Here is a 22,833-nt window from a genome sequence, read left to right as displayed (position 1 = left end):
CCCCCCCCCCCCCCCCCCCCCCCCCCCCCCCCCCCCCCCCCCCCCCCCCCCCCCAAAGACAAAGGGGACAGATCTATTTCTCGTTCAAAAAAATAATACCACCCCCTTTTTATACATCTTCCCTTTTATACATGGAAAAAAATCAATTAATATGAGAACAAAACTTAAACACGAACTCCAACCCCTCCGAGTACCAAATGGATGGACAATCACAATCAACAACCTTTACGAGGTTGACCTCACCCCCGAAACTGCAGAATGGTTTAGTAGCTCAGTTTTACTAGGTGGTGCACGACAAACTACGGGACACTGCTTTGACTCCAGAGTTGAACCAGAAGGAGATCCATCGGGAGAGTTTGTAATTGAATTCCTAACGGTCAAGTACGACAACAAAGGGAACCCTTTAAAAAATTCTGAGACATTCCTAGGGGAATTCAAAACAAAAAACAAGATCGAATTTATTAAAAAAATCGAAGATTTTATGCTTGAAGCATAAACCAAAATTTATTCTTCGCTGAAAAAAATAAATCCGCCCCCCTTTCAACCCCTTTTATACATTACGTTCTTGAAGACAATCCCACCACCTTCCCCTTTTCACATACAGCTTAATAAAAAATGATTTCCCTTTCTAGAATATTAAAACCAGAGGATACAGATTTATTTTTTCGTTAAAGGAAATAAATCCACCCCCTTTTCAAAATCCGCTCGAGGAAAAAATGACAGGACATAAATGTATTCCAAGAAGTGTATGGAACGGGATCGACGGAACAGGCTACAACAACATTGCGCAAGAGCTAGAGTCCGAAAACCATTCACTAAGAAAATGGATTTCATTATACGCCATCTAAAAATACCACTTTACCAATGATCCGCATCAATATTACAAATTTATCCACCAATCAAAAAATTTCCGATATGCATTAGTAATATTTACAATCCCCACCGAAACACTTGAAACAAGCGATGGAGTGGACGACCGAGACATTAGTATCGTAAAAATAGAAACCATGAACTCTGAAGCGGAAATCAACGCCCTTCTTGCAAACCTCAACATAGACCCAGAACTGTTCACCACGCCATGGCGTTGTCAATATCCGCTCTAGTAGCCAAACTGCAATCAGAGGGGTTTCCCACTGTCGTTAAAACTGATGAAGCCACCAATGCAAGAGTAGAAATATTGCTAACAGACTTAGAGTCTCGCATAGCACTCAAAGAATTGATCGAAAAATATTTAAAAGGAAGAGATCCCGATTACGACCGCTTGATCGAAATAGTCCAAGATCCAACGCGTCAGGTCCCGGTCAGGGGAGTGCTGGAAAACATTCGACGATACAATAATTCTCAGTGCACGCATGAAGAACTGAAACTGATCAACGACCTTTTATACATATATGGGTGAGACGGCCAGACTGGTAGTGCTCACTTTTCACAACTAGCAACCCTTACGACTCCGTTAATCCTTTGAAACGTGGAAGTGAGCTTTAAAGATGATGATAGTACTTGACGGCTTAACCATTTCATCAGAGCAAGAGTTTCATGAAAAAATAGCCATTGCTTTTTCAGTGACGGATTCTTATGGAAACAACCTCAATGCTTTATGGGACCTACTCAGCGCCGGCGTGGAGCGCCCAATAGATTTAATATGGAAAGATTCTGAATCCTCTCAAAAAGACATGGGAGATTTGTTCAGCAAAATAATTAAAATTTTTGAACGCACAAAGCAACAGGATGTGAACCTTGGACTGGAGGAAAAATTTAACTACTATCTAACTAGAAAGCCAAAGCAAACGACCAAAATTGACAAATTTATTCTTCATCGAAGAAAATAAACCTACCCTTTTTCACCAGTCAATTTTTAATGACAAAAAAATCGTCTCACTTACGGAAAAATCAATGTTAGAAAACAATAAAACAATAGAAATTAATGGAGAGGACGCCCTTGAGGTTATAGCGGAAATTGAATTTATCTTGATTTCGCTGCACAAAATTGGAAGCTACTATTGCGACATGCCTGTCAACGATTATCAAAAAGCGACTACCGATTTTATTGACAACGAGAAGATGACTCAAAGACTTGCGAAGGTGAGAAAAATCATCTCTACAAAATTTGATTCAACCCTCGAAGAGGATGACATGGACGATATTGAGCGTCATATGGAAGGAATCCAATTTTGGAAGCCTTAGACAACCTTTCTCTGCTATTCCAATAATTCGGGATTAACTCTAAAAGCCATTGGGCATTTTTTTAGATTTTTAATTCAAAGAAAAACCTCATCAAAAACCCTCCCACTAACAAACTCATGAAAATCACAATATCGCGCATCGTTAAAATCCACACAGAAAAGACCCTTGTTGAATTCTCCACCCCTTACGGAGAAGGTCTTTCAAGCTTATTCACTCTAGAGGCAATAGAACACCGTTCCTATGACGTCGAAATAAATATTGATGATGATTTTTATTGGGGTAAAAACATCTTCACCTCGATGAGCAACACACCCTCAACTCGCCATGAAGCCGAAAAAACCTATATAACAGCAGAGCTTATCTCTATTACCGAAGATGGATGCGGGTCGCTAAAATTTGGCAATTCCATCATCCTCATCTCACTAAAAAACGAAAATAAAGATCTTATTTTTCCGAGTTTTGTTGAGATCTCAGCTATTCAAATCACCCTTTACCCAAACAACACCTGAGCAATGTTCAAAAAGCACATCCGCCCCCCTTGGAGATCACTAAATGAACACAAGCAAAATCGTCACTCTCGGAGCCAAAATAACTCTCGATGACATTTCTCAGCTTGATCAAACACTCGACATCTCGCTCGAAATAGAAAACTTGAAGGAAGACCTTTTTCAAGCAACCTTCCCATGCGGCCAAATACTCGATATCGGATGGTATCCAGAATTCAGCACATACGGTTCCTTTGTAATCTCTCTAATCTGCAATCAAGACTGGCAAAATCCGACTCATTGTGAAAAAGCCAAAAACTGGGAAGAGTTCAAAATCGCGCTAGAGAACATATTGAAAAATCTGGAAAGCTAGTATCAATAAACGCTTCCGATATACGGAGTAAACCAACTGGCCAAAACAACATCACCGCTATCCCCCCTCAATCATCCCCTCCAAAACCTCATACTTAACCACCACCCGATTCCCATACAACCGCTCCCTCTCCACCAACGCCCCCACCTGCCCCTTCTCCCTCACCTCCCGCCAAATCTCATTCTCGCGATACACCCGCTCCCCCTCCCGCACAAACCGATGCCCCACTTCAAACACGTGATACCGATAAGCCCGCTCCCGATCACACAACAATTCCCCCTCCAACTGCGTCTCCCCGACCTTCAACTTCAGCTGAAAGCTGCGATCCGTCGGGTTGTGCAGTACCAGGTCGATGTAGTTGTAGAAGATCGCCGCGCCGGAGCCGAATGGCAGGACGCGGCCGTCGTCCGGGAAGGGGTCGAAGCTGTGGTTGGCGCGTTCGATGACGACCAGAGGTGAGTGAATGGCCATCCAGTGGATGAGGTTGCTGAGTTGGCAGATGCCGCCGCCGATGCCGGTGCGGGCTTCGCCGAATGAGAGTTCCATGCCTTCGACGTAGCCGCGTTCGCGGGTCGGGCGGCCGACGAGGCGGCAGAAGGAGAAATATTCGCCGGGGGCGATGGTGACGCCGTCGATGGCGGCGACGGCAAGTTTGAGGTTGATGACTTTGTTGTGTTGCAGCGCGAGGTCGGATTCGCCGAGTTTGCGGATCAGTTTTGAGGTGTGTTTGAGGTAGCGGTAAGGCAGGCGCTCGGACGTCGTGGCAGGCCGCGCGTAGCGTTTGCTCGAGCAGTGCCAGGCAATGTGGCGAAACAGTCTTTTTTGCCACACGCGCAGCCAGTAAAGGGTCGGGTGGTAGAGGGAAAGTGGTTTCATCCTTGGCGAACGGCGCGGGCCGTTGTCTTCCTTGAACTTGAAAGGGCGGCGCATCTTACCGTGGAACCGCGCTGTGTCGCCAAGCGCCTCGCCGGTGTCGCAAGCCGTAACAAGTCGCCCGGCCTGGGCGCTCGGAAATTAAGCTTGAACTAAGGTTACGTCCCTACCATCCGGGCCACAAAGCAGCGGTTCTGTGTGCTGATTGCCGTCAGCAGAACCCTTCAACTTGAAGTGAGCCCGGACCATGAGTGCGATCGATTCCACCTCTAAACAACTGCCCGCCTTCAGTCTTGTATTGGTCAATTACAAGACGCCGGAAATAACCCGGATGTGCCTGGAGTTTCTCCAGCAATACGTCAAGGATCATCAAATTCCGGTGTGGGTGGTGGACAACGATTCCGCCGATGAAAGCCTGATCTACTTGCGGTCTCTGGACTGGATCAACTTGATCGAGCGCCCTTCACCCGGCAAGGAAGCGGGGCATATTGCTCATGGCAAGGCACTTGATCTGGCACTTGCGAAAGTTGAAACCGATTACCTGTTTTTGCTGCACACCGACACTTTCGTTTTTGACAGTACTGTCTTTTCGATGATGATGAATGAGTGCATGCAATCTTTGGATACAGCGGCGGTCGGTTGCGTCGAACAATTGGATCGCGGCGTCCTTAGAGACACCTGGCGTTTGTCTTCGCGTTATTTCAAACACTATTTCCGCCGGGCAAAACAGCACTTGGGGTTGCCCTCCCGAGATCCAAAACCCTACCGGGAAACTCACCTGAAAAGCTTCTGCACCTTGTGGAATGCACGGCTGATCAAGGCTCACGGGCTGCATTTTTCGATGGACGACCGGGTCCCGGGATACACGCTGCAGGATCGTTTAAGCAGCCTTGGCTACGGCATCAAATGCCTCTCGCCGCGGACGATCTTCCGCTACCTGGATCACATCCAGGCCGGCACCGTGGCCGCGATCGGTGGATACGGCAAACAGCACCGCCGCACCACCATGTATCAGGAAACGCTCAAGCGCCTTCAGTTACAACAGCGCATGCGACCCGCCAAATCGTAAGACAATAAAAAAGGGCGACTTCAAAGTCGCCCTTTCTGCATCTGAATTCTTTGGCCTCCACTCCGAGGAGGTGTTCGCCCAGTGTAATGGCCTGGCAATCCATGCACCGGTAAAGAGCCCTGACACTGGGCGAACGCGAAGGATTTTAATGGAAATTGGCGGATATGTCGTCCTGCTTCAACATGAAATTTATGTACTGAAAAGTTAAAGAAAATATTCGTCGATATTTCCCGACAAACTTTCTGACATCACCACCTCGAATACTTCATATGACTGCTCTCATACAATTACTTGTACAAGAACAGCCATTCTGTAGAGTCAATACTCAACTTTCATGCTGACTGGTCACTTTTAATACATCGGTATAAGTGACCACCACACTCTGCCCGACTTTCAGATTTTTCAGTTTGGCCTGAATCTCAGGCTTTTCGACGTTGAGGGTTTTCGACTGGCCTGAAGGGTTTTCCAGGGTGACCTGGTTTGTCGCCAAATCAATTTTGGTGATTTTCAACTGGACCTGAACCTGGCGGAATGCCTCGCCACCGGGGTTGCTGCTGCCCACGGCGTTGCGCAGCTCGCCAGTACGCTCGGTGGAGCCAGGCAGACCTTTATCCACGTCGGTATCCAGATAAGCGGCCACAGAGCGGGTTACTTCGATCTGAACCAGATCGCCCACTTTCAAATTACCGAGGTTTTTCGCCTTGTCGCTGAGCTGAATGTGCACTTGGCGACCTTCCGCGCCTTCAAGGACCACTTGATGATTGGCCGGGTCAACCGCCAGCACTTTGGTGGTGACACGGTCGGCCTCGACAGCGGCCGACAGCGGGATATCGGCGGCCGTCGCCGAAAGGCTGGCAGCAGAAAGGACGGTAGCAAGTGCTATGGCGTGCGTCAGTGCTTGGAGCTTCATAAGCGATACGTTCCCTGTGATGGATGGCAGCACCCATCGCCAACGTGGTCAGCGACGGATGTGCCAGTGAGCATAGACGCCCTTCAGGGTTTGTTCCGCGATCGTTGCGCAGTGTCCTGCGCCGTGGACTCGCCACTGGCGGTGCCTTTCCCGGAGCTCTGCCGCTGTTTGGGATCGGTGGGACGTAGCGCGTCGTTGTCGCGCTCGGTTTCACCCGGCGGACGAGGTTCGTCAGGGTGTTCGCTATCAGGGACAGTGTTCATGCCGGGCCTCCTCAGGCTTCAGGGTCGTCGAGTTCCCGCGCAACGTTCACGGCGGGTGCGTCCTTGTGCAGGTCATCGGCCTTGGCTCTGAGGATCTGCCACTGCTCAAGATCGATGGCACCTTGGCCGAGCAAATCGTCAGCAATGCGCTGCAGATCGAAGTAATGGGCATCCGGGGATTGTTGCCAGTACGTCTGATCGTCAAACATCTGCTGCCAGGTCGTCAGGTCTGGAGATTTCAGTTCCTCGCTCATGGATCGGATCCTCGGCCATGTTTCTCGGTAGAGGGAGCATCCTCGACAGAGTTCCAATCGATCCATTCGCACGCATGGCGCGCGAAATCAGTACCCGGTCATCTCCAGATAGCCCTGCCCGCCCCGATTGCCGCTCAGGCGCACCGGCCCTTCCCAATACGGAATGCGCAGGTTCATCCAGGCATCGGGGTTGATTGCATCGAGGGTGATCTGCAGATTTTTTTGCGGAATCTCGATCGACCAACGCACCGGCATCGAACGGCCGGCGACCTTCGCAGTGCCTTGCGGGGTCAGCTTGATCTGCTCGGCGTGCAGGGTTTCGGTCTGGCCATCGGCGGCAATCCACGTGCCGGTCAGGTACGGCGCCCCTTCCTTCTGGCGCATGCGGTACAGCATGACGTGTTCGCCGCTGTCCAGATGCAGGGAAAACCAGTCCCAGCCCGTCTGGTTGGCGGTCAGCGGCTGGCTGCTCCATTCGCGGTCGAGCCAGGCCGGGCCGTTGACGGTGTAGGTCTGGCCGTCGATCTGCAGGGTTCCGCTGGCCTGGAAAAACGGCTGGCTGTAGTAATACGACGCCTGGCCCTGTTCGGATTTCTGACTGAAACCCTTGTCGCCCTGCAGCACCAGCGGGCGGCTGGAGGTCAGGCGCAGTTGGTAGCTGAAATTTTTGTCCATTGCGCTGAGTTGCATGTCGCTCAGCGGATCGCTCGCCTGACTGACGAAACGCCAGTCATCGATCCACGCCTCGAACGGCGCCGCACGCACCCCGGCCTGCCCGACGCCGCCACGGGCATAACGCTCGGCGGCGTGGTGGACGCTGGCCGAGGTCACTGCCGCGTGCCCGAGCCAGATCGTCTGGTTGGCCCAGCCCGGCTGCTGCGGCGAGGCGTTCAGGGCGCTGCGGAATAACGTCCACTGCACGCCGAAATCGTTGCCCTGCGCATCCTTGAGATTGGCCGTCACGTACCACCATTCGATGCGAAAGCCGTCATGGGCGCCGTGATCCGCCGGGAAGCTGAACACCCGCCCCGGCACCACTGGCGTAAACGCCTGTGCCTGAGCGCCCATGCCGGCGAAACCCTTCTGCTCCGCTGTGGGGTTGTCGCAACCACCGAGCAACAACGCCAAAAACACCAGCGCAAACCTAGTCCTCATGAGCAAACGTCCTCAGCAAGTCCGCCGGTTGCGTGCGGTACAGCGAATACAGCGGCCACGCCGAGGCCAGCAAGGTCGCCAGCAGCGCCAGCCCCATCAGTTGCAGCAACTGCCATGGAAACACCCGCAGCGGCAGACGCCAACCAAAGGCCTGCACGTTGATCACCGCGTCCAGACACCACGCCAGACCGATGCCCAGCGGCAAGGCCAACACCAGCGTCAGCAGCGCCAACAGCCAGGTTTGGCCGAGGTTGAGCAGCATCAATTGTCGTCGCGTCACGCCCAAAGCCCACAACGGTGCGAGCTGACCGAGACGGCTCTGGCTCTGGGTCAGCAGGCTGATGAACAGCGCCACGCCGGCGACGGCCAACGTCAGGCTATTCAGCGCGGCGGTCGCGGCGAAGGTGCGTTCGAAGACTTGCACCGACCAGCCCTTGAGCCGCGCCTGATCGACGATCCGGCTGTCATCAAGCTGGAAGCGTGCCTGCAAGGCCGTGAGCAGCGCCGGGATGTTCGGCGGGTCGATGCGCAGGTTGAAGCGGTTCGGCGTCAGTTGCGGCCAGCCGCGCAACAGGTGGTTGCTGTTGACCAGCACATGGCCCTTGGGATTGCCGTAGTCGGCGTAGATGCCGACGATGCGCGGCGACCACGACCCGCCCGGCGTGGGGATTGTCAGGTGATCGCCCGACGTCACTTTCAAGCGACGCGCCAGTTGTTCACTGAGCATCACCGCATCGTCCTTGGCCAGCGCCGCCCACGGGTCGTCTCCTCGAGATTCGAGCAACGGCCAGTGCTGGCGATAGTGCGGATGATCGATGATGCCGAACACGTCCGCTGGCCAGCCTTGCAGCGTCACCGAAACCTGCCAGTTGGGCATGATCGCGGTGACGCTCGGTTGCTGTTTGAGCCAGGTGGACAGCTCTCGCGCCTGCGCCGGGTTGCTCGGGTTCAGGTAGAGCTCGGCGGTGAGCCGTTGTTCGAGCCAGTCGTTGAAGGTCTGGCGGAAACCGGCGGTCATGCTGCCGGCGCCGATGTTCGCCGCCATCGCCAGCAGCAACGCCATCAACGCCAGGCTCAGCGCCGGCAATTGCTGGCGGCAGTCGGCGAGAAACCACTGCCCGAGCACCGAGCGGCTGCGCCCGAGCAAACCGTTGAGCAGCGCACTGAGCAACACCGGCAACGCCAGCGCGGCGCCGAGCAACAGCCCCGCCATCAACACAAACCCACTGGTCAGGCTGTTGCCCCATACCAGCGCGGCCAACGCAATCACTGCACACACGCCGGCCACCCAACCCTGACGCCGCAACCAGCGCGCATGTTGCTGATGCCAGGCCTGAGGATCCGCCACCGCCAGCAACGGCAGTCGCGCCGCCCGCAGCAGACTGTTGGCCCCGGCCAGCAACGCACCTAACAGGCTCAAACCGATGCCGCTGAACCACCACCACGGACTCAGACGCAACTGCCCCGCCACTTCCGCGCCGTACAGACCGCGCAGGCTGGCGGCGACATCCGGCAACAGCACGCTCGCCAGCCAATAACCGCTGACCACGCCGAACACCCCGCCGATCAACGCCAACGCGCCGAGCTCGACGATCAGACAAGCGATCAACATTCGCGCACTGACCCCGCAGGCCCTCAAGGTGCGCAGCAATCCCCGGCGTTGTTCAAGCGCCAGACCGATGGCCGCGTGGACGATGAACAAACCGACAATGAACGAGAGAAACCCGAGCGCATCGAGGTTGAGGTGGAAGCTTTCGGTCAGACGCGCAAGGTTGTTTTCCTCGCCACTGCTTTTGAGCTGCAACTGGCCTTTGAACGCGGCCGGGACGTCGGCGTGAAAATCCTTCGGCAGCAGCAGACGCGACAGTTGCTCGGGTTGTTCGAGCACGCGCTGAGCGACGCCGATGTCCACCAACAGCACGCCGGGGGCCATGTCGGTTTGCGCCCGCAGCGGCGGCAGCGTCTGGCCGGTTTCGGTGGCCGGGGTCGCGCCCTCGGCGAGGTTCAGCGCCCGCAAGGTCTCGGGAGAAATCCAGGTGCTGCCCGGGGGGGTGAAGAATTCGACGACGCGTTCAATCGGCATCGCCTGCCCGGCCACCGCGCTATCACCGGGTAAAGACACCGGTTCGATGCCCATCAACTGCAGGCGCTGGTTTTCGTGGCCCTTGAGACTCAGGCGTCCTTGCAGCATCGGCGACACCGGCCAGCCTTGTCGCCGCAGGTCGATGAACCATTGTTGCGGGAAAGTCGCACCGTTCGGCGTGCTCAGACTGGCCTGGGGTTCGCCGCCAATCAACTGGCTGGCCCGGGCGTAACTGTCCCGCGCCTGACTGTTGAGGGCTTCGACTCCGGTCAACAGGCTGGTGGCCAGCCACAGCCCGGTCAGCACACTGAAAAACTGCACCGGATGGCGCCGCCAGTGACTGAGCAGCGCCATCAGCGCGTGGCGGAAAACCTTCACGTCAACCGACCGCTGGACAGCACCACGCGCTCCGCCAGCCGCGCCGCCACGCGCTGACTGTGGGTAACCATCAGCAAGGTGGTGGGTGTGTCGTCGAGCAATTCCAGCAACAGTCGCAACACTTCGTCGCTGGTGGCTTCGTCGAGGCTGCCGGTGGGCTCGTCGGCCAGCAGCAGTTTCGGTTGCGCGGCCAGCGCCCGACCGAGCGCAACCCGCTGTTGCTGACCGCCGGAAAGTTGTTCGGGATAGCGCTTGAGCAATTCGCTCAGCCCCAGACGCTGCACCAGATGATGCTGCCAGCGCGGGTCATGCCGCCCGGCCAGACGCGCCTGAAACGACAGATTGTCTTCGATGCGCAGGCTGCCGATCAGGTTGTACTGCTGGAACACCAGACCGATTTCGATGCGCCGCCAGTTGGCCAGTTGCGCCTCGTTCATCCGGTCCAGCCGATGTTCGCCGCTGCTGATGCTGCCGCTGTCGACTTTGTCGAGCCCGGCGATCAGGTGCAGCAGCGTGCTCTTGCCGCTGCCCGACTCGCCCATCAGCGCCAGGCTGCTGCCGGGCTTGAGCGTCAGGTCGATGCCTTGCAACACCGGCAACGGGCCTTGTGGGGTGAGGTAGCTTTTGAAGACGTTGTGAACCTGGAGCATGCCGCCATCCGATCGATCCGTGTCGGCCAAGGATAGCGGATACCGGCGCGTTACTGACCCACCGCCACACTCGTCGGCGCTTCACCCGGCGTCACGATGCTGTTCAGGTCGATGTGTTTCCACTCGGGTTTGGCCCCCAGCCGCGCGTTGAAGCGGTAGTTGAAGGTGAATGCATCCGCCGTCGCCACGCTCAGCGGTTTGCCGTACACCGCTTCGATTTCCGGCAGGTCGTAGCCCATCAACTGCAACAGGGTCGGAAAAATGTTGTAGTGACTGGAGCGATCCTTGTTCACCGCCAGTTGCGCCGACCAGTCGAGCGTCTGCAACTGCTCGCCCTGAATCACCACCAGCGGCACCAGCCCTTCTTCTTCCACCGGATCGCCGCCGCAGTGAGTGTTGAGTCCCGGATTGCCGCGTTCGTGCAGATCCTGGCCGTGGTCGGAGGTGTAGATCAGCAGCGCGTTGTTCAGATTGGCCTGAGCAAACACCCGCGCGAAGAACTCGCCGACATTCCACAGCACGGTGTTTTTGTAGGCATTGCGATACAGCGCCCAGTCATCCGGCTGGCCGTTGAAGCCGGTACGCTCACCGGTGTCGGCGACTTCCGTGAACTGCCCGCGGGGCAAGGTCGGACGGTAGGCCATGAAGGCGTCCGGGTATTTGTCGTGCACCGGGAAATGCGCGCCGACCTTGTTGATCAACACCAGCTCCGGCTTGCCGTCGTTGAGCAGTTCGATCAGCTTGGCGGCGGCGGCCATGTCGCGGTCGCGCACGCTGGTCTGATCGAATTGCACGAATTCGTCGATGTCCTTCTTCTCGGCATCGTTCATCAGGTTCTGCAGATTGCCGCCGGTGCGCTGAGCGTCGATGTACACGGTGCGCAGGCCGGCCTTTTTCGCGTACTGCCAGATCGACGGCAGCGTGCTGTTGATGCGCATGTAGTCGGCGCGGGTGCCGCCGTAACGCAGGGTGATGTTGGTGTCGGCGCTGCAATTGGCGATGGACGCCGCGTAGCCGTAATTGAAAATGTCGACGCCCGGGCGGGCCTGCTTGAGGTTGCTGTGCACGCCGAACGGCGCGTTGATGTCCAGGTAATTGCCGGAAATGCTCTCGTCGATGATCAGCACGATGTCGTGGCCGACCGCCGGGCCATTGCGCGCCAGGGTCACCGGCTCACGCGGGCCGACAGTGTTGTGCAACGCTTCGTAGCCGAACAGGTTCAGATAGGCCAGCGGCGTGTACATGATCGGCAGGCCGCGCGCGCCCTCGCCGGCCCGCACGAACAACACCGCGCTGAGCAGCAACACACCGCAGAGCGGCGCAGCGATCCGCAAGGCATTGGGAACAGTGATCGCGTGCCGTGGCTTGAGACCGATCCCGAACAACAGCAGCAGGCCGTTGAGCAGCCCGTGAATGATCGCCCCCCGATACTGATACGCCGCTTCCTGAATGAAACCGCCGGAGTACACCAGCGAGACAAAACTGCTATAGGTCAGGTAATCGGCGGTCACCCTCGTATAAACATCGAAGAACACCGCCGAAACAAACAGGGTTAATGCGAACAAATGCCGAATGAAAGTCTGACGTATATAGGCCGTTAGTAATAACGCGAAAGTCAGCGTCAAAAACATCGCGCCAAAAAGAAGTACTGCCAGACCAATACCCATCGCACTTAAGCGGTCAAGGTAATATTCGGAATAAAGCAATAGATAAATAATTAAAAGCAGTTCTTTCAGATATCGAAACATGGCGATTCCGGATGTGTCCGACGAGGCATTGTCAAGGGTTTGTCGGTCAAAACCTGACACTAGCACCGGGCCATTAAAGCGCAAGAAATGTCGGACATAATCAAAAAGCGTCAAAAAACTGTTGACTCAAATCTGACACACCCAAGTCGTTAAAACCCTTGAATTTCGCGGCTTACGACCGTTTATCGTTTTCTTCGGAATGTGAAAAACCCGTCAAGAACGGGACAAATCCATCTACAGCAAGCACTTGATGGCCTTTCGCCCCCAAAAATGGGGGTGTTATACCCTTGCAACATGTCATTTTGCTGACACGCTTTCCCCACGCTGCGCTATACCCCTTTTGACAGTTCATTTTCGATCTTCCATCACCGTCTTACGAGGCACGCCAATATGGACGTGAGCGTATTTGGTACGGGCTATGTTGGCCTGATACAAGCAGCCGCACTTGCCGATGTCGGACATCGCGTATTGTGCGTCGATATTGACCCGAACAAGATTAAACAACTGCAACAGGCAGTACCGCCTATTAGCGAACCGGGTCTTTCGGCAACTTTGGAAGAAAACATCAAGGCCGGGCGTTTGTTGTTCAGCACCCAGGCCAGCGATGCGGTGGAACATGCCGGACTGATCTTCATCGCCGTGGGCACGCCGGCCGACGAAGACGGCTCCGCCGACCTCAGCCATGTGCTCAACGTGGCGCGGCAGATCGCAAGCTGCATGGAGGACGATCGGACGCTGATCATCAAATCCACGGTGCCGGTCGGCACGGCGGATCAGGTGCTGCACACCGCTGAAGAAGAACTGCAGCGTCGCGGCAAAAACGGTCTGGCGGTGCGGGTGGTGTCCAACCCCGAGTTTCTCAAGGAAGGCAGCGCCCTCGCCGACTGCATGCGTCCGGACAGGATCATTGTCGGCACTCTGGACCCTGAAGCCCGGGAGCAGATGAGCGAGCTGTACGCACCGTTCTGCCGCAACCACGAAAAACTGATGTTCATGGACAACCGCAGCGCCGAGCTGACCAAGTACGCGGCCAACGCGATGCTCGCCACCCGCATCAGCTTCATGAACGAGCTGGCCAACCTCACCGAACTGCTCGGCGCCGACATCGAAGCGGTGCGCAAAGGCATCGGCTCCGATCCGCGCATCGGCTATCACTTCATCTACCCGGGCTGCGGCTTCGGTGGCTCGTGCTTTCCCAAGGACCTGCGCGCCCTGCTGCACACCGCTGAACACAACGGCATGCCGCTGAAACTGCTGCGCAGCGTCACCGACGTCAACGACGCGCAACGGCACATCCTGTTCAGCAAACTCAGGGCGCAATTTCCTCAAGGCCTGGCCGGCAAGTCCATCGCGATCTGGGGCCTGGCGTTCAAGCCGAATACCGATGACATGCGTGAAGCCCCGAGTCGTTACCTGATGGAAGCGCTGTGGGCCGAAGGCGCCAGCGTGCAGGCCTACGATCCGGAAGCGATGTCCGAGTGCCGGCGCATTTACGGTTACCGCAACGACCTGCACCTGTGTGCCACCCGCGACGACACCCTGGAAGATGCCGATGCACTAGTGATCTGCACCGAGTGGAAAAACTTTCGTGTGGTGGACTTTGAACTGCTCGCCGAGAAGCTGCGCGCGAAGGTCATCGTCGACGGGCGCAACCTTTACAACCCGGAACAAGTGGCGGCCGCCGGCCTGCATTACAGCGGTATCGGTCTGCGCCACATCGCGCCCGACGAGGGGCGACCATGAACTTCCTGTTACCCACTGCCTATCGCCCACGCGCCGCTCGCGGCTGACCACCAGCGGAGGACTCCATGACTGGACATGAGAAAGGTGTACCGATCCAACAATTGGTGCGTGACAAACGCATGGATCCGGAACAGCGAATGCGCCTGGACGCGGCAATCCATCGCCAGGGCCAGGGCTGGATGACCGGTCGCGACGGCGGTCGGCCGTGGCAACTGTCGCGCACCAATCGAGTGGTCGCCTGTCTCGGCGCACTCATGATTCTGCTGATGATTTCGCCGCTGCTGATCGGTCTGGCGCTGGTCATCAAATTCACCAGCCAGGGCCCGGTGATGTTCGTGCAGAAGCGCACCGGTTATCGCGGGCGCAAGTTCGGCATGTACAAGTTCCGGACCATGGTCGCCAACGCCGAAGAGCTCAAGGAGTCGCTGCGCCACCTGAACAAGCACGGTGCCGACGCCATCGACTTCAAGATCGACCAGGACCCGCGCATCACCCGGATCGGCGGTTTTTTGCGGCGTACCAGCCTCGACGAATTACCTAACCTGATCAACGTGGTGACCGGCGACATGCGCCTGGTCGGCCCTCGCCCGACTTCGTTCAACGCCTACCGCTACAAGGACAGTCACCTCGCCCGTCTGGCGATCTACCCGGGCATGACCGGGCTGTGGCAGATCTCCGGACGCAGCAATATCGACTTCGACCAGCGCGTTGAGTTGGACCTCAGCTACATCGCCGAGCAGAGCCTTCTGCTTGATCTGAAGATTCTGTTGAAAACCCCCTTCAAAGTATTCAGCGGCCACGGAGCAAGCTAATGGACGGTTCAACCAACAAAAGCCTGAGCATCGCCAGCCCCAGCGAGTCGAACCTGACCTCGACCGTGCTGGACCTGGATCTGCGGATCCTGTTCCTGACCGCCGCCAACCCCGGCGCCGGCACCACCACCAGCGCCCTGGCGCTGGCCAGTCAACTGGCGCAAATGAGCAGCGGCCAGGTGCTGTACGTCGACGCCAGCCAGTCGGCGAGCAACCTCACCCAGCAACTGAACCTGAGCAAGGAGCGCGGCCTGCGCGACCTGCTGTTCAACCCGGACAACCCGCCGCTGCTGCAGGACTGCGTGGTGCAGGTGTCGAGCCTGCCGTTTCATGTGCTGCCCAATGGTCGTCCGATCCGCACTACAGAACACCTGACTGCCGAGCGTCTGAGCCCGCTGCTGGATCAACTGGGCGCTCAGTACCGCTTTGTGGTGATCGACGGCGACGCGGTGTATTCGGCCGCCGACACGCTGGTCATCAGCACCCAGGTCGACGGTGTGGTGTTCGTGGTACGCGCCGAAGACACCCGCTGGGAAGTCGCGCAAGCAGCCGTGCAACGGTTGACCCAGGCCGGAGCCAAAGTGGTCGGCAGCGTGTTCAACCGGCGCAAGTACTACATGCCCAAATGGCTCTACAAAAACCTGTAAGCAAACGCGAGGGATGACGCCATGAACGCCAAGATACTGGTTCTGCTGATGCTGCCGCTTGCAGGTTGCTCGAGCACTTCCGAAACCCAGAACATGCCGGTGAATATTCTCACCGCCACCCCGGCCAACGCTCAGGCCACCGACATGCCGAAGATCGAGCAGACCTTGCGCCCGCAGGATGTGCTGGACGTGATCTTCCACATCAGCACCAGCGGCTCGGACGCTTACCGCGTGCAGTCGGGTGACCAGATCGGGCTGAACTTCACCGCCGCCAGCCAGCTCAACGGCAACCAGTTGGTGCTGCCGGACGGCACCATCGAACTGCCGGGCGCCAACACCTCGGTGAAAATCGCCGGGCTGACCAGCGAAGAAGCACGCCAGGAAATCCAGCGCGCCTACCAGCGCAAACAACTGTTCCAGCCCAACCGCAATCAGTTGACGGTGCAGATCATCAGCCCGCTGACCAACGAGCAGAACCTGAAAAGCGCCCTCAACCACCCGGCCACCGGCATGAGCCGCGAAATCACGGTCGGCACCGACGGCTACGCCAGCTTCCCGGAAATCGGCGCGGTGCCGCTGCAAGGCATGACCGTCAACCAGCTCGAAGCGTTCCTCAACAAGAAGTACGCGCAACTGCCAGGAAGGATGACCGTGGACGTGCTGCTCAAATCCACCGCCGGCAATGAAATCTACGTGCTGGGCGAGGTCGGCCAGCCGGGTTCCTACCCGATCCGCCGGCCGGTGTCGGTGCTGGAGGCGCTGACCCTGGCGCGCGGCACCAACGTCAAGGCGCGGCTCGATTCGGTGGTGATCATGCGCCGCAACGGCAATCAGGTGCAGGCCGTGCGCTACGACGTCGAGAAAGCATTGTCGGGCGAGGCGCCGCAAATCGCCTATCTGCAACCGGACGACATGCTGTACGTGCCGAAAACCAAGCTGGCCAGCGCTGGCGAACTCGCCCGGCAACTGGCCGACGTGGTGCTGTTCCAGGGCGTGGGCTTCAGCTTCGGCTACCGCGTCGACAACAAAGACAGCAACAACAACTGACTCTCAGGTGACCGATCATGAATCCAAAGGAAAACTACCTGCATGAGTTCTTCAGGATCTTCTTCGCCAACAAGCAACTGGTGAAGCGAGTGTTCCTGATCTTTGCGGTGATCGCGCTGGTGCTGCCGCTGCTGCTCAAACAGAGCTTCGATATCACCGCTCAGGTGATCGTGCAGTCGAAAAAACTGTCGCAGGGCGACGCCACCACGTCGCTCACCGTGGACAACGCCACCTTCATTCCGCCGTCGCTGGCGGACATGGAGACCGAGAGCAATATCCTGCGTTCGCCGGCGCTGATCCGGCAGACCATCAGCGAACTGCGTGACAAGGGCGAATACACCCCGTCGCCCGGGATGTTCAACAAACTGGTGAGCGAGCCGTTCAAGCGCTACATCAGCTCGCCGCTGCGCCAGTACGTGATCAACCCGGTGCGTAACGCCCTGGGGCTTGAGACCGATCCGGTGCGTGACACCGCGCTCGATGCGCTGACCCAGCAAGCCATCGACAGCCTGAAAATCGAGACCCTGCCCGGCTCCAACGTGATCTCGATCGTCTACAGCTTCCCCGACCCGCATCAAGGCACGACTTTCGTCGCTGCCCTGTTGCAGAACTACCTGGTGAGCCGTCAGGCGCTGCAATCGATCGATTTGCCGCAGTCCTTCTACGAAACCAAGAAGCATCTCTATCAGGTGCGCCTCGATGGACTGGAAGGCAATCGTCAGGCGCTGCTGGAAAGCGTCGGCGCGTCGGATCCGAAGGAGGAAATCACCTTCCGCCTCAACGCGATCAACACCGAAGAGCAGGCGCTGAACCTGTATCGTGACCGCCTGCTGCAGAGCCAGCGCTGGCTCGAATACCTCAAGACCGCGCTGGCCGCTGCCAGTAACAGCAAACTCAACGACTACACCTTCCCCTACACCTTCACCACCACCGTCGACAACGTGGCGTTCGAGGATCGGGAAATCAAACAGATGGGCGAGCAACTGACCACCCAGGTCAGCCGCTACATGAACGATCTGGCGGTGTTCCAGCCCGGCAGTGAACCGATGCTGCTGACCCGCGAGCAGATTGCCCGCACCCGTCAGCAGTTCCTCAAGGTGGTGAGCAACCGCATCCAGGAACGCACTAACGATCTGGCGGTGGTCCAGCAGGTGATCGATCAGAAAACCGCGCGCATCGCCGAGTTCAAGAACCGCATCCACGAGTTGCAGCAAACCCAGAGCAAGCTGCGGCAGATGGACACCGAAATCGATGCCCTGCACGCCGCGTTCTCGACCTACGCCCAGCGTTTTGCGGAAAGCAGCACCACCCGCTCGCTGAGCGATGACCTGTCCAACGCCCGGGTGTTGAGCCCGCCGTTCGAGCCGACCGAAGCGGCGTTCCCCAAACCGATGCTGATCATTCCGTTCGGGTTGTTCACCGGTCTGCTGCTGGCAATTGCACTGGTCTACGTGCGTGAGTTCTTCGACCACCGCTTCAAACACCCGGCGCAAATCAGCCACGAGCTGGGCCTGCCGGTGCTGCTGGTGATCAACGACCAGAACGCGCAGCCGAGCAACCCGCACAAGAACTGGACCGTGCCGAGCTTCGTACACTGGGTGCGCAATTGAACACGCCGTCCGCCCCGAACGCCGCCCTGCCGATCATGCATTTGCTCAGCAGCGGTGGCTTCTACGGGGCCGAGCGCATGTTGCTCGATCATTGCCTGGCGACGCCGGGGCAGCACCAGGTGCTGTTCCTCGATGCGCCGCCGGAACTGATCGCGCGCTTTCGCGAGGCCGGCGTCGACGCACAAGGCTGCGCAGGGCTCGCTGCCCTGCTGCGGCACTTGCGTCAGCGGCGCGGTGAACAGCCGTTGATCAACACCCACAATTTCAAAGGCCTGTTGTTCGGCTGGGTCGGCGCCACGCTGTTGCGCCTGCCGCTGGTGATCACTCAACACGGTTTCACCCCGCGCAGCCGCAAGCAGAAGTTCTACACCTGGCTGAGTCTGCAACTGTGCCGCACGGCGTCGGTGGATCGAGTGGTGTGCGTCGCCGAGAGCATCGCGGTGTTGCACCGTCAGGCCAGCGTACGTGCGGAAAAGTTGCAGGTGATCCCCAACGGATTGCCGGCAGCCGCCGCGCTGCTTTCCGATGCGCCAAGACAACGCTGGCTCGCCGGCTACGTCGGGCGCCTGAGCAGTGAGAAAGGCCCGGATCTGTTTCTCGACGCGCTGATCCCGCTGTGTCACCAGCACCCGCAACTCGACGCGGTAATGCTCGGCGACGGCCCGGAACGCGAAGACTTGCAGGCACGGATCGACGCCGCCGGTTTGCAGCAGCGCATCCGCTTGCCGGGTTACCAGACCGACATGCGGCACTGGTGGCAGCAACTGGATGCGCTGGTGATCAGCTCGCGCACCGAAGGCACACCGATGATTCTGCTGGAAGCGATGCAGGCCGGGGTGCCGGTGGTGGCATTCGGCGTCGGCGGAATTCCTGATGTACTGGAGAACCGCCACAACGGCTTGCTCGCTGCCCCGACCGACAGCGCCGCCCTCGCCCGTCAGCTCGACACCTTGCTGTCCGAGCCCGGACTGGCACGGCAACTGCGCGATAACGCAAAACGCACGCAACAGGACCGCTACGACCTCAAGGCCCTGGCCGAACGCTGGTCGCAGCTGTACATCCGCACGGCACGGGAGGCACGCGCATGATTTTCCCGCTCTCGATCGTCAGTCTGCTGGGGCTGGCCTGCATTGCTCTGCTGGCCAGTCCCTGGCCCTACCTCGCGCCGGGTGCAGTGCTCGGTCTGGTGGGGTTCGCGGTGTTGTACCGCAAACCGACCTGGGGCCTGCTCGGCATTGCCGCCCTGGTACCGTTCGAGGGTTTCTTCAAGGACAGTTCGCTGTCCGGCAGCAAACTGATCGGTGCTTCGCTGGCCCTGATCCTGATGCTGCAACTGGCGATGCACCAGATCCCTTCGGATCGCCTGCGCAGCAATATCTGGCGCTTTCTGATCGCCTTCATGGTTCTGTACTTTCTGAGTCTATTGAACACCGATGACATGGGCATGTCGCTCGGTCATCTGCGGGAAATCAGCGTCGGCCTGATTCTGTTCGTCATCACGCTGCTGATCGGCCGCGAGCTGAACCTCGACCTGTTCGCCCGGCTGGTGACCCTGGCGGTCAGCACGACCTGCGCCATGGCCATGTTCTCCACCAAATTCCAGGATCAGGGCCGCGCCGCCGGCCTGCTCGAAGACCCCAACGCTTTCGCCCTGCTCATCGCGTTCGCCATTCCGCTGGGGCTGCTGCTGGTGATCCGCAGCCCGAACCTGTTGCATCGGCTGTTCTGGGGCGGTTGCTGCCTGCTGTTGCTCGGCGGCATGACCAAGACCGAATCGCGCTCCGGGCTCGTGGTGCTGGCCTTGAGTCTGGTGATCGGTTGCTGGCACTACCGTGCGCAACTGGCACGGATTCGTCCGCGTCATCTGGGCTTTGCCATGCTCGGCGCGGCGATCGTGATTCCGCTGGCGATCTATGCGATGCCTGCCGGTTACATCGCCCGTATCCAGTCGCTCAGCGTATTGAGCGCCGGCGCCAAGGGGCACAACGACGAATCCCTCGGCCGCCGCGCTTCGTACATCGTGGTCGGCGGCCAGATGATCCGCGAGAACCCGCTGCTCGGCTCCGGCCCCGGCACCTTCCCGCTGCACTACGCCACCACCGGTTACGCCAAAGCGTTTTCCGCCAACCGCAAGATCGGCGACCTGTATCGCCGGGCGCATAACACCTACCTGGAAATCTTCAGTGAGCTGGGGGTTCCTGCCGGCCTGATGTTCGTCGGCATGCTCGCGCTGGGCCTGTACAACCTGATGCGCGCACGCAAGGAATGGATGCTGCGGCGCAACTGGCAACAGGCAGATCTGATGACCCACCTGGGGGTGAGTTTTCTGTCGCTGACGCTGTTCCTGATGTTCCTCAGCGCGCCGAACCAGAAATACCTGTGGATCATGCTCGCCATGACCAGCGTCTTGCGCCTGAAAGCCGAGCAGGCACCGCTGACGGAGAGCAGGACATGAGCCGGATCAGCATCGTCATCCCGATGTACAACGAGGCCCGGCACATTGGCCGCACCTTGCTGGCCGCGCAAAAAGCGGCGCACGCGGCGGATGTCGAGTGTGAACTGATCGTAGTGGACAACGGATCGAGTGACGAAGGACCGCAGATTGCCCGGCAGTTCGGCGCCCATGTGCTGGTGATGCCAGGCCTGCTGATCGGTGCGCTGCGCAATCGCGGCACAGCCATTGCCACCGGGGAATGGCTGGCGTTCATCGATGCCGACATCGAAATGCCGGAAGACTGGTTGCGTCCATTGTTCGACATCGAAGCCAGCGGCCAGGCCGACGTCTTCGGTCTCGATCTGCACACCCCCGCCGCCGCGCCGTGGTACGCCGCTGCCTGGCAGCACCGGACCTTGCGCCCGACCACCCACACCAGCCATGTCGTCGACTGGCTGCCCAGCGCCAACCTGCTGATGCGCCGGCGCTGGTTCGACAAGGTCGGCGGTTTCAACGAAACCCTGCGCACGGGCGAGGACAAGGAGTTCACCTTGCGCCTGCGCGAGCACGGCGCGCGACTGCTCTCGATCAATGAAAGCGTGGCTCTGCACTGGGGCTACGAAATGAACTGGCGCGAGTGGATGGGCAAGGAACTGTGGCGCCAGGGCAGTCACCTGCAACTGCTGCGCAGCCATGGTTTCAGCCTGCGCCTGTTGCGGTTTCCGATGCTGTCGATCTTCGTCTGGATTCTCGATTTCCTGGCGATATCCGCCCTGCTCGACGGTTTCCCCCATCACGCCGCGATCATGGTGATGCTCACGCTGGTGCCGGGGCTGGTGCTCAGCGTGCGTCAGAGCGCCAAGCACCGCAACGTCTGCCTGACCCTGCAACTGTGGGGTCTGCACTGGGTGCGCCTGCACCTGGCGGGCGCGGCGTTCATTCTCAGTCTGTGTCATTGGAACGCCAGGAGGCCTGCCCGTGGCTGAATTCATTTTCTGGATGTGCCTGCTGCTGCCGGCGTACGCCTATGTCGGCTATCCACTGCTGCTGACGCTGCTAGCGCCACTGTTTCCGGCGTGGCGCCACAGCCCGGCCCCGCCGCTGAACGTCAGCATCGTCATTGCCGCCCACAATGAAGCACGGCACATCGAACACAAGCTGCGCTCGCTGCTGTCCCAGGATTATCAGCCGGCGACCCTGCAAATCATTCTGGCCAGCGACGGTTCCACCGACGCCACCGTGGCCTGCGCACACAAGGTCGTCGACCCGCGAATCACCGTGCTCGACCTGCCCCGCCAGGGCAAAGCCGCCACGCTGAATGCCGGCGCGGCCCTGGCCACGGGCGACATTCTGGTGTTCACCGACGCTGATAACCAATGGTCGCGGGAAACCCTCGGCTACCTGCTGGCGCCGCTGAGCGATCCGCAGGTCGGCGCCTGCGCCGGGCACATGGTGATTCCGGTCACCGGTGGCGGACTGAGCATCGGCGACAGCCTTTATCGGCACTACGAGGGCTGGTTGCGCCGGGTCGAGAACCGTACCGGCTGCATGGTCTCCGCCGACGGCGCCCTGCTCGCCCTGCGCCGCGAACTGTTCGAGAACGTGCCGGCCGAGGTCAATGACGACTTTTTCATCAGCACCTGCGCGCCAGTGAAATTCAAACGCATCGTCTACGTGCCCGAAGCGCAAGTGATCGACCACGGCGTCGACGAAGCGGACAAGCAATTCCGCCGGCGCCAGCGGGTCACGGTCGGCGGCCTGCAAAGCCTGGCGCAACGCAGTGAACTGCTTAATCCGTTCAAGCATGGGCTGTATTCGATTGCGTTGATCAGCCACAAGCTGATCCGCCGTCTGGCGCCGATCCTGTTGCTGCCGCTGCTGCTGAGCAATTTCTGGCTGTGGGAAGACCACGGTTTCTATCGCCTGAGCCTGATCGCGCAACTGATCGGCTACGCCATTGCGATTGCCGGTCTGCTGGATTCGCAGCACCGCTTGCCCAAGCCGTTCCGCCTCGCGGCGTTCCTGCTGGTGACACTGGCGGGCATGAGCATCGGCCTGTGGCAGTTCCTGCGCGGCCAGCGTTATGCCCAGTGGAACCCTGACCAAAACCGTTGA

General features: G+C 58.5%; 23 protein-coding genes. 15 read left to right on the top strand and 8 right to left on the bottom strand.

Going from position 1 to position 22,833, the window contains the following annotated elements:
• From ACODTD_RS24145 to ACODTD_RS24125, 5 genes are all read left to right on the top strand, one after another.
• On the top strand, window positions 1-496 hold a 496-nt coding region (locus ACODTD_RS24145), incomplete at its 5' end, for a hypothetical protein (protein ID WP_489105299.1).
• Between the two features lie 991 nt (window positions 497-1,487).
• Window positions 1,488-1,829, top strand: a complete 342-nt coding sequence (locus ACODTD_RS24140; RefSeq protein WP_489105298.1) for a barstar family protein — start codon at window positions 1,488-1,490, stop codon at window positions 1,827-1,829.
• Window positions 1,830-1,893: 64 nt separating this feature from the next.
• Complete coding sequence (locus ACODTD_RS24135) at window positions 1,894-2,184, top strand: hypothetical protein (protein WP_489105297.1); 291 nt, start codon at window positions 1,894-1,896, stop codon at window positions 2,182-2,184.
• A 116-nt stretch (window positions 2,185-2,300) separates the two neighbouring features.
• Window positions 2,301-2,693, top strand: coding sequence for a hypothetical protein (locus tag ACODTD_RS24130; protein WP_285354536.1), 393 nt, complete (start codon window positions 2,301-2,303; stop codon window positions 2,691-2,693).
• Window positions 2,694-2,736: 43 nt separating this feature from the next.
• A complete protein-coding gene (locus ACODTD_RS24125) occupies window positions 2,737-3,042 on the top strand; it encodes a hypothetical protein (RefSeq protein ID WP_489105296.1) in 306 nt (101 codons plus the stop codon).
• Between the two features lie 57 nt (window positions 3,043-3,099).
• Here the strand turns inward: ACODTD_RS24125 and ACODTD_RS24120 are convergent, their stop codons facing one another.
• Complete coding sequence (locus ACODTD_RS24120; RefSeq protein WP_041475204.1) at window positions 3,100-3,918, bottom strand: VanW family protein; 819 nt, start codon at window positions 3,916-3,918, stop codon at window positions 3,100-3,102.
• 244 nt (window positions 3,919-4,162) lie between these two features.
• Here ACODTD_RS24120 and ACODTD_RS24115 point away from each other — a divergent pair, with 244 nt between their 5' ends.
• The gene (locus ACODTD_RS24115; protein ID WP_011333476.1) at window positions 4,163-4,984 is read left to right on the top strand and encodes a glycosyltransferase family 2 protein; all 822 of its coding nucleotides are present in this window, start codon (window positions 4,163-4,165) and stop codon (window positions 4,982-4,984) included.
• Between the two features lie 325 nt (window positions 4,985-5,309).
• Here the strand turns inward: ACODTD_RS24115 and ACODTD_RS24110 are convergent, their stop codons facing one another.
• The 7 genes from ACODTD_RS24110 to ACODTD_RS24080 all read right to left on the bottom strand — a co-directional run bounded on the left by ACODTD_RS24110 (window position 5,310) and on the right by ACODTD_RS24080 (window position 12,425).
• Window positions 5,310-5,894, bottom strand: coding sequence for a hypothetical protein (locus ACODTD_RS24110; protein WP_197871004.1), 585 nt, complete (start codon window positions 5,892-5,894; stop codon window positions 5,310-5,312).
• Between the two features lie 83 nt (window positions 5,895-5,977).
• Window positions 5,978-6,157 (bottom strand): hypothetical protein, encoded by a 180-nt coding sequence (locus tag ACODTD_RS24105; protein ID WP_064378946.1) that lies wholly within the window; start codon window positions 6,155-6,157, stop codon window positions 5,978-5,980.
• An 11-nt stretch (window positions 6,158-6,168) separates the two neighbouring features.
• The gene (locus tag ACODTD_RS24100) at window positions 6,169-6,411 is read right to left on the bottom strand and encodes a hypothetical protein (protein WP_041475203.1); all 243 of its coding nucleotides are present in this window, start codon (window positions 6,409-6,411) and stop codon (window positions 6,169-6,171) included.
• An 87-nt stretch (window positions 6,412-6,498) separates the two neighbouring features.
• On the bottom strand, window positions 6,499-7,566 hold the full coding sequence (locus ACODTD_RS24095) for a lipocalin-like domain-containing protein (RefSeq protein ID WP_201817596.1): 1,068 nt from the start codon (window positions 7,564-7,566) through the stop codon (window positions 6,499-6,501).
• A complete protein-coding gene (locus ACODTD_RS24090; protein ID WP_489105295.1) occupies window positions 7,556-10,027 on the bottom strand; it encodes an FtsX-like permease family protein in 2,472 nt (823 codons plus the stop codon). The genes ACODTD_RS24095 and ACODTD_RS24090 overlap by 11 nt, the downstream gene beginning before the upstream one ends.
• Window positions 10,024-10,677, bottom strand: coding sequence for an ABC transporter ATP-binding protein (locus tag ACODTD_RS24085; RefSeq protein WP_489105294.1), 654 nt, complete (start codon window positions 10,675-10,677; stop codon window positions 10,024-10,026). Before ACODTD_RS24085 ends, ACODTD_RS24090 begins: the two co-directional genes overlap by 4 nt.
• Window positions 10,678-10,727: 50 nt before the next feature.
• Entirely contained in the window at window positions 10,728-12,425 is a 1,698-nt protein-coding gene (locus tag ACODTD_RS24080) for a sulfatase-like hydrolase/transferase (RefSeq protein WP_489105293.1), read from the bottom strand.
• Window positions 12,426-12,815: 390 nt separating this feature from the next.
• Between ACODTD_RS24080 and ACODTD_RS24075 the strand changes: the two genes are divergently transcribed.
• The 9 genes from ACODTD_RS24075 to ACODTD_RS24035 all read left to right on the top strand — a co-directional run bounded on the left by ACODTD_RS24075 (window position 12,816) and on the right by ACODTD_RS24035 (window position 22,833).
• The gene (locus ACODTD_RS24075) at window positions 12,816-14,168 is read left to right on the top strand and encodes a UDP-glucose dehydrogenase family protein (protein ID WP_011333469.1); all 1,353 of its coding nucleotides are present in this window, start codon (window positions 12,816-12,818) and stop codon (window positions 14,166-14,168) included.
• A 65-nt stretch (window positions 14,169-14,233) separates the two neighbouring features.
• On the top strand, window positions 14,234-14,980 hold the full coding sequence (locus ACODTD_RS24070; protein ID WP_011333468.1) for a sugar transferase: 747 nt from the start codon (window positions 14,234-14,236) through the stop codon (window positions 14,978-14,980).
• Window positions 14,980-15,627, top strand: a complete 648-nt coding sequence (locus ACODTD_RS24065; RefSeq protein WP_011333467.1) for a CpsD/CapB family tyrosine-protein kinase — start codon at window positions 14,980-14,982, stop codon at window positions 15,625-15,627. Before ACODTD_RS24070 ends, ACODTD_RS24065 begins: the two co-directional genes overlap by 1 nt.
• Window positions 15,628-15,648: 21 nt before the next feature.
• Window positions 15,649-16,674 (top strand): polysaccharide biosynthesis/export family protein, encoded by a 1,026-nt coding sequence (locus tag ACODTD_RS24060; RefSeq protein ID WP_221615697.1) that lies wholly within the window; start codon window positions 15,649-15,651, stop codon window positions 16,672-16,674.
• Between the two features lie 17 nt (window positions 16,675-16,691).
• Window positions 16,692-18,284, top strand: a complete 1,593-nt coding sequence (locus ACODTD_RS24055; protein ID WP_011333465.1) for a GumC family protein — start codon at window positions 16,692-16,694, stop codon at window positions 18,282-18,284.
• Window positions 18,285-18,319: 35 nt separating this feature from the next.
• Entirely contained in the window at window positions 18,320-19,372 is a 1,053-nt protein-coding gene (locus tag ACODTD_RS24050; RefSeq protein ID WP_373423143.1) for a glycosyltransferase family 4 protein, read from the top strand.
• Window positions 19,369-20,739: an O-antigen ligase family protein gene (locus ACODTD_RS24045; protein ID WP_011333463.1), complete on the top strand. Its 1,371-nt coding sequence runs from the start codon at window positions 19,369-19,371 to the stop codon at window positions 20,737-20,739. Before ACODTD_RS24050 ends, ACODTD_RS24045 begins: the two co-directional genes overlap by 4 nt.
• Window positions 20,736-21,704: a glycosyltransferase gene (locus ACODTD_RS24040; RefSeq protein WP_011333462.1), complete on the top strand. Its 969-nt coding sequence runs from the start codon at window positions 20,736-20,738 to the stop codon at window positions 21,702-21,704. Before ACODTD_RS24045 ends, ACODTD_RS24040 begins: the two co-directional genes overlap by 4 nt.
• Window positions 21,697-22,833 carry a glycosyltransferase gene (locus tag ACODTD_RS24035; protein ID WP_201817602.1) on the top strand — a complete coding sequence of 379 codons (1,137 nt, stop codon included), beginning with the start codon at window positions 21,697-21,699 and terminating at the stop codon, window positions 22,831-22,833. The genes ACODTD_RS24040 and ACODTD_RS24035 overlap by 8 nt, the downstream gene beginning before the upstream one ends.

The sequence above is a fragment of the Pseudomonas sp. FG35 genome, from assembly GCF_057809295.1.
The sequence above is the reverse complement of the archived record's forward strand: the minus strand, read 5'-3'. Positions and strand labels throughout refer to the sequence as shown.

Coding starts and splice junctions, on each gene's coding strand:
- ACODTD_RS24140 (WP_489105298.1), top strand. CDS start 1,488: ATGATGATAGTACTTGACGGCTTAACCATTTCATCAGAGCAAGAGTTT.
- ACODTD_RS24135 (WP_489105297.1), top strand. CDS start 1,894: ATGTTAGAAAACAATAAAACAATAGAAATTAATGGAGAGGACGCCCTT.
- ACODTD_RS24130 (WP_285354536.1), top strand. CDS start 2,301: ATGAAAATCACAATATCGCGCATCGTTAAAATCCACACAGAAAAGACC.
- ACODTD_RS24125 (WP_489105296.1), top strand. CDS start 2,737: ATGAACACAAGCAAAATCGTCACTCTCGGAGCCAAAATAACTCTCGAT.
- ACODTD_RS24120 (WP_041475204.1), bottom strand. CDS start 3,918: ATGAAACCACTTTCCCTCTACCACCCGACCCTTTACTGGCTGCGCGTG.
- ACODTD_RS24115 (WP_011333476.1), top strand. CDS start 4,163: ATGAGTGCGATCGATTCCACCTCTAAACAACTGCCCGCCTTCAGTCTT.
- ACODTD_RS24110 (WP_197871004.1), bottom strand. CDS start 5,894: ATGAAGCTCCAAGCACTGACGCACGCCATAGCACTTGCTACCGTCCTT.
- ACODTD_RS24105 (WP_064378946.1), bottom strand. CDS start 6,157: ATGAACACTGTCCCTGATAGCGAACACCCTGACGAACCTCGTCCGCCG.
- ACODTD_RS24100 (WP_041475203.1), bottom strand. CDS start 6,411: ATGAGCGAGGAACTGAAATCTCCAGACCTGACGACCTGGCAGCAGATG.
- ACODTD_RS24095 (WP_201817596.1), bottom strand. CDS start 7,566: ATGAGGACTAGGTTTGCGCTGGTGTTTTTGGCGTTGTTGCTCGGTGGT.
- ACODTD_RS24085 (WP_489105294.1), bottom strand. CDS start 10,677: ATGCTCCAGGTTCACAACGTCTTCAAAAGCTACCTCACCCCACAAGGC.
- ACODTD_RS24080 (WP_489105293.1), bottom strand. CDS start 12,425: ATGTTTCGATATCTGAAAGAACTGCTTTTAATTATTTATCTATTGCTT.
- ACODTD_RS24075 (WP_011333469.1), top strand. CDS start 12,816: ATGGACGTGAGCGTATTTGGTACGGGCTATGTTGGCCTGATACAAGCA.
- ACODTD_RS24070 (WP_011333468.1), top strand. CDS start 14,234: ATGACTGGACATGAGAAAGGTGTACCGATCCAACAATTGGTGCGTGAC.
- ACODTD_RS24065 (WP_011333467.1), top strand. CDS start 14,980: ATGGACGGTTCAACCAACAAAAGCCTGAGCATCGCCAGCCCCAGCGAG.
- ACODTD_RS24060 (WP_221615697.1), top strand. CDS start 15,649: ATGAACGCCAAGATACTGGTTCTGCTGATGCTGCCGCTTGCAGGTTGC.
- ACODTD_RS24055 (WP_011333465.1), top strand. CDS start 16,692: ATGAATCCAAAGGAAAACTACCTGCATGAGTTCTTCAGGATCTTCTTC.
- ACODTD_RS24050 (WP_373423143.1), top strand. CDS start 18,320: ATGCATTTGCTCAGCAGCGGTGGCTTCTACGGGGCCGAGCGCATGTTG.
- ACODTD_RS24045 (WP_011333463.1), top strand. CDS start 19,369: ATGATTTTCCCGCTCTCGATCGTCAGTCTGCTGGGGCTGGCCTGCATT.
- ACODTD_RS24040 (WP_011333462.1), top strand. CDS start 20,736: ATGAGCCGGATCAGCATCGTCATCCCGATGTACAACGAGGCCCGGCAC.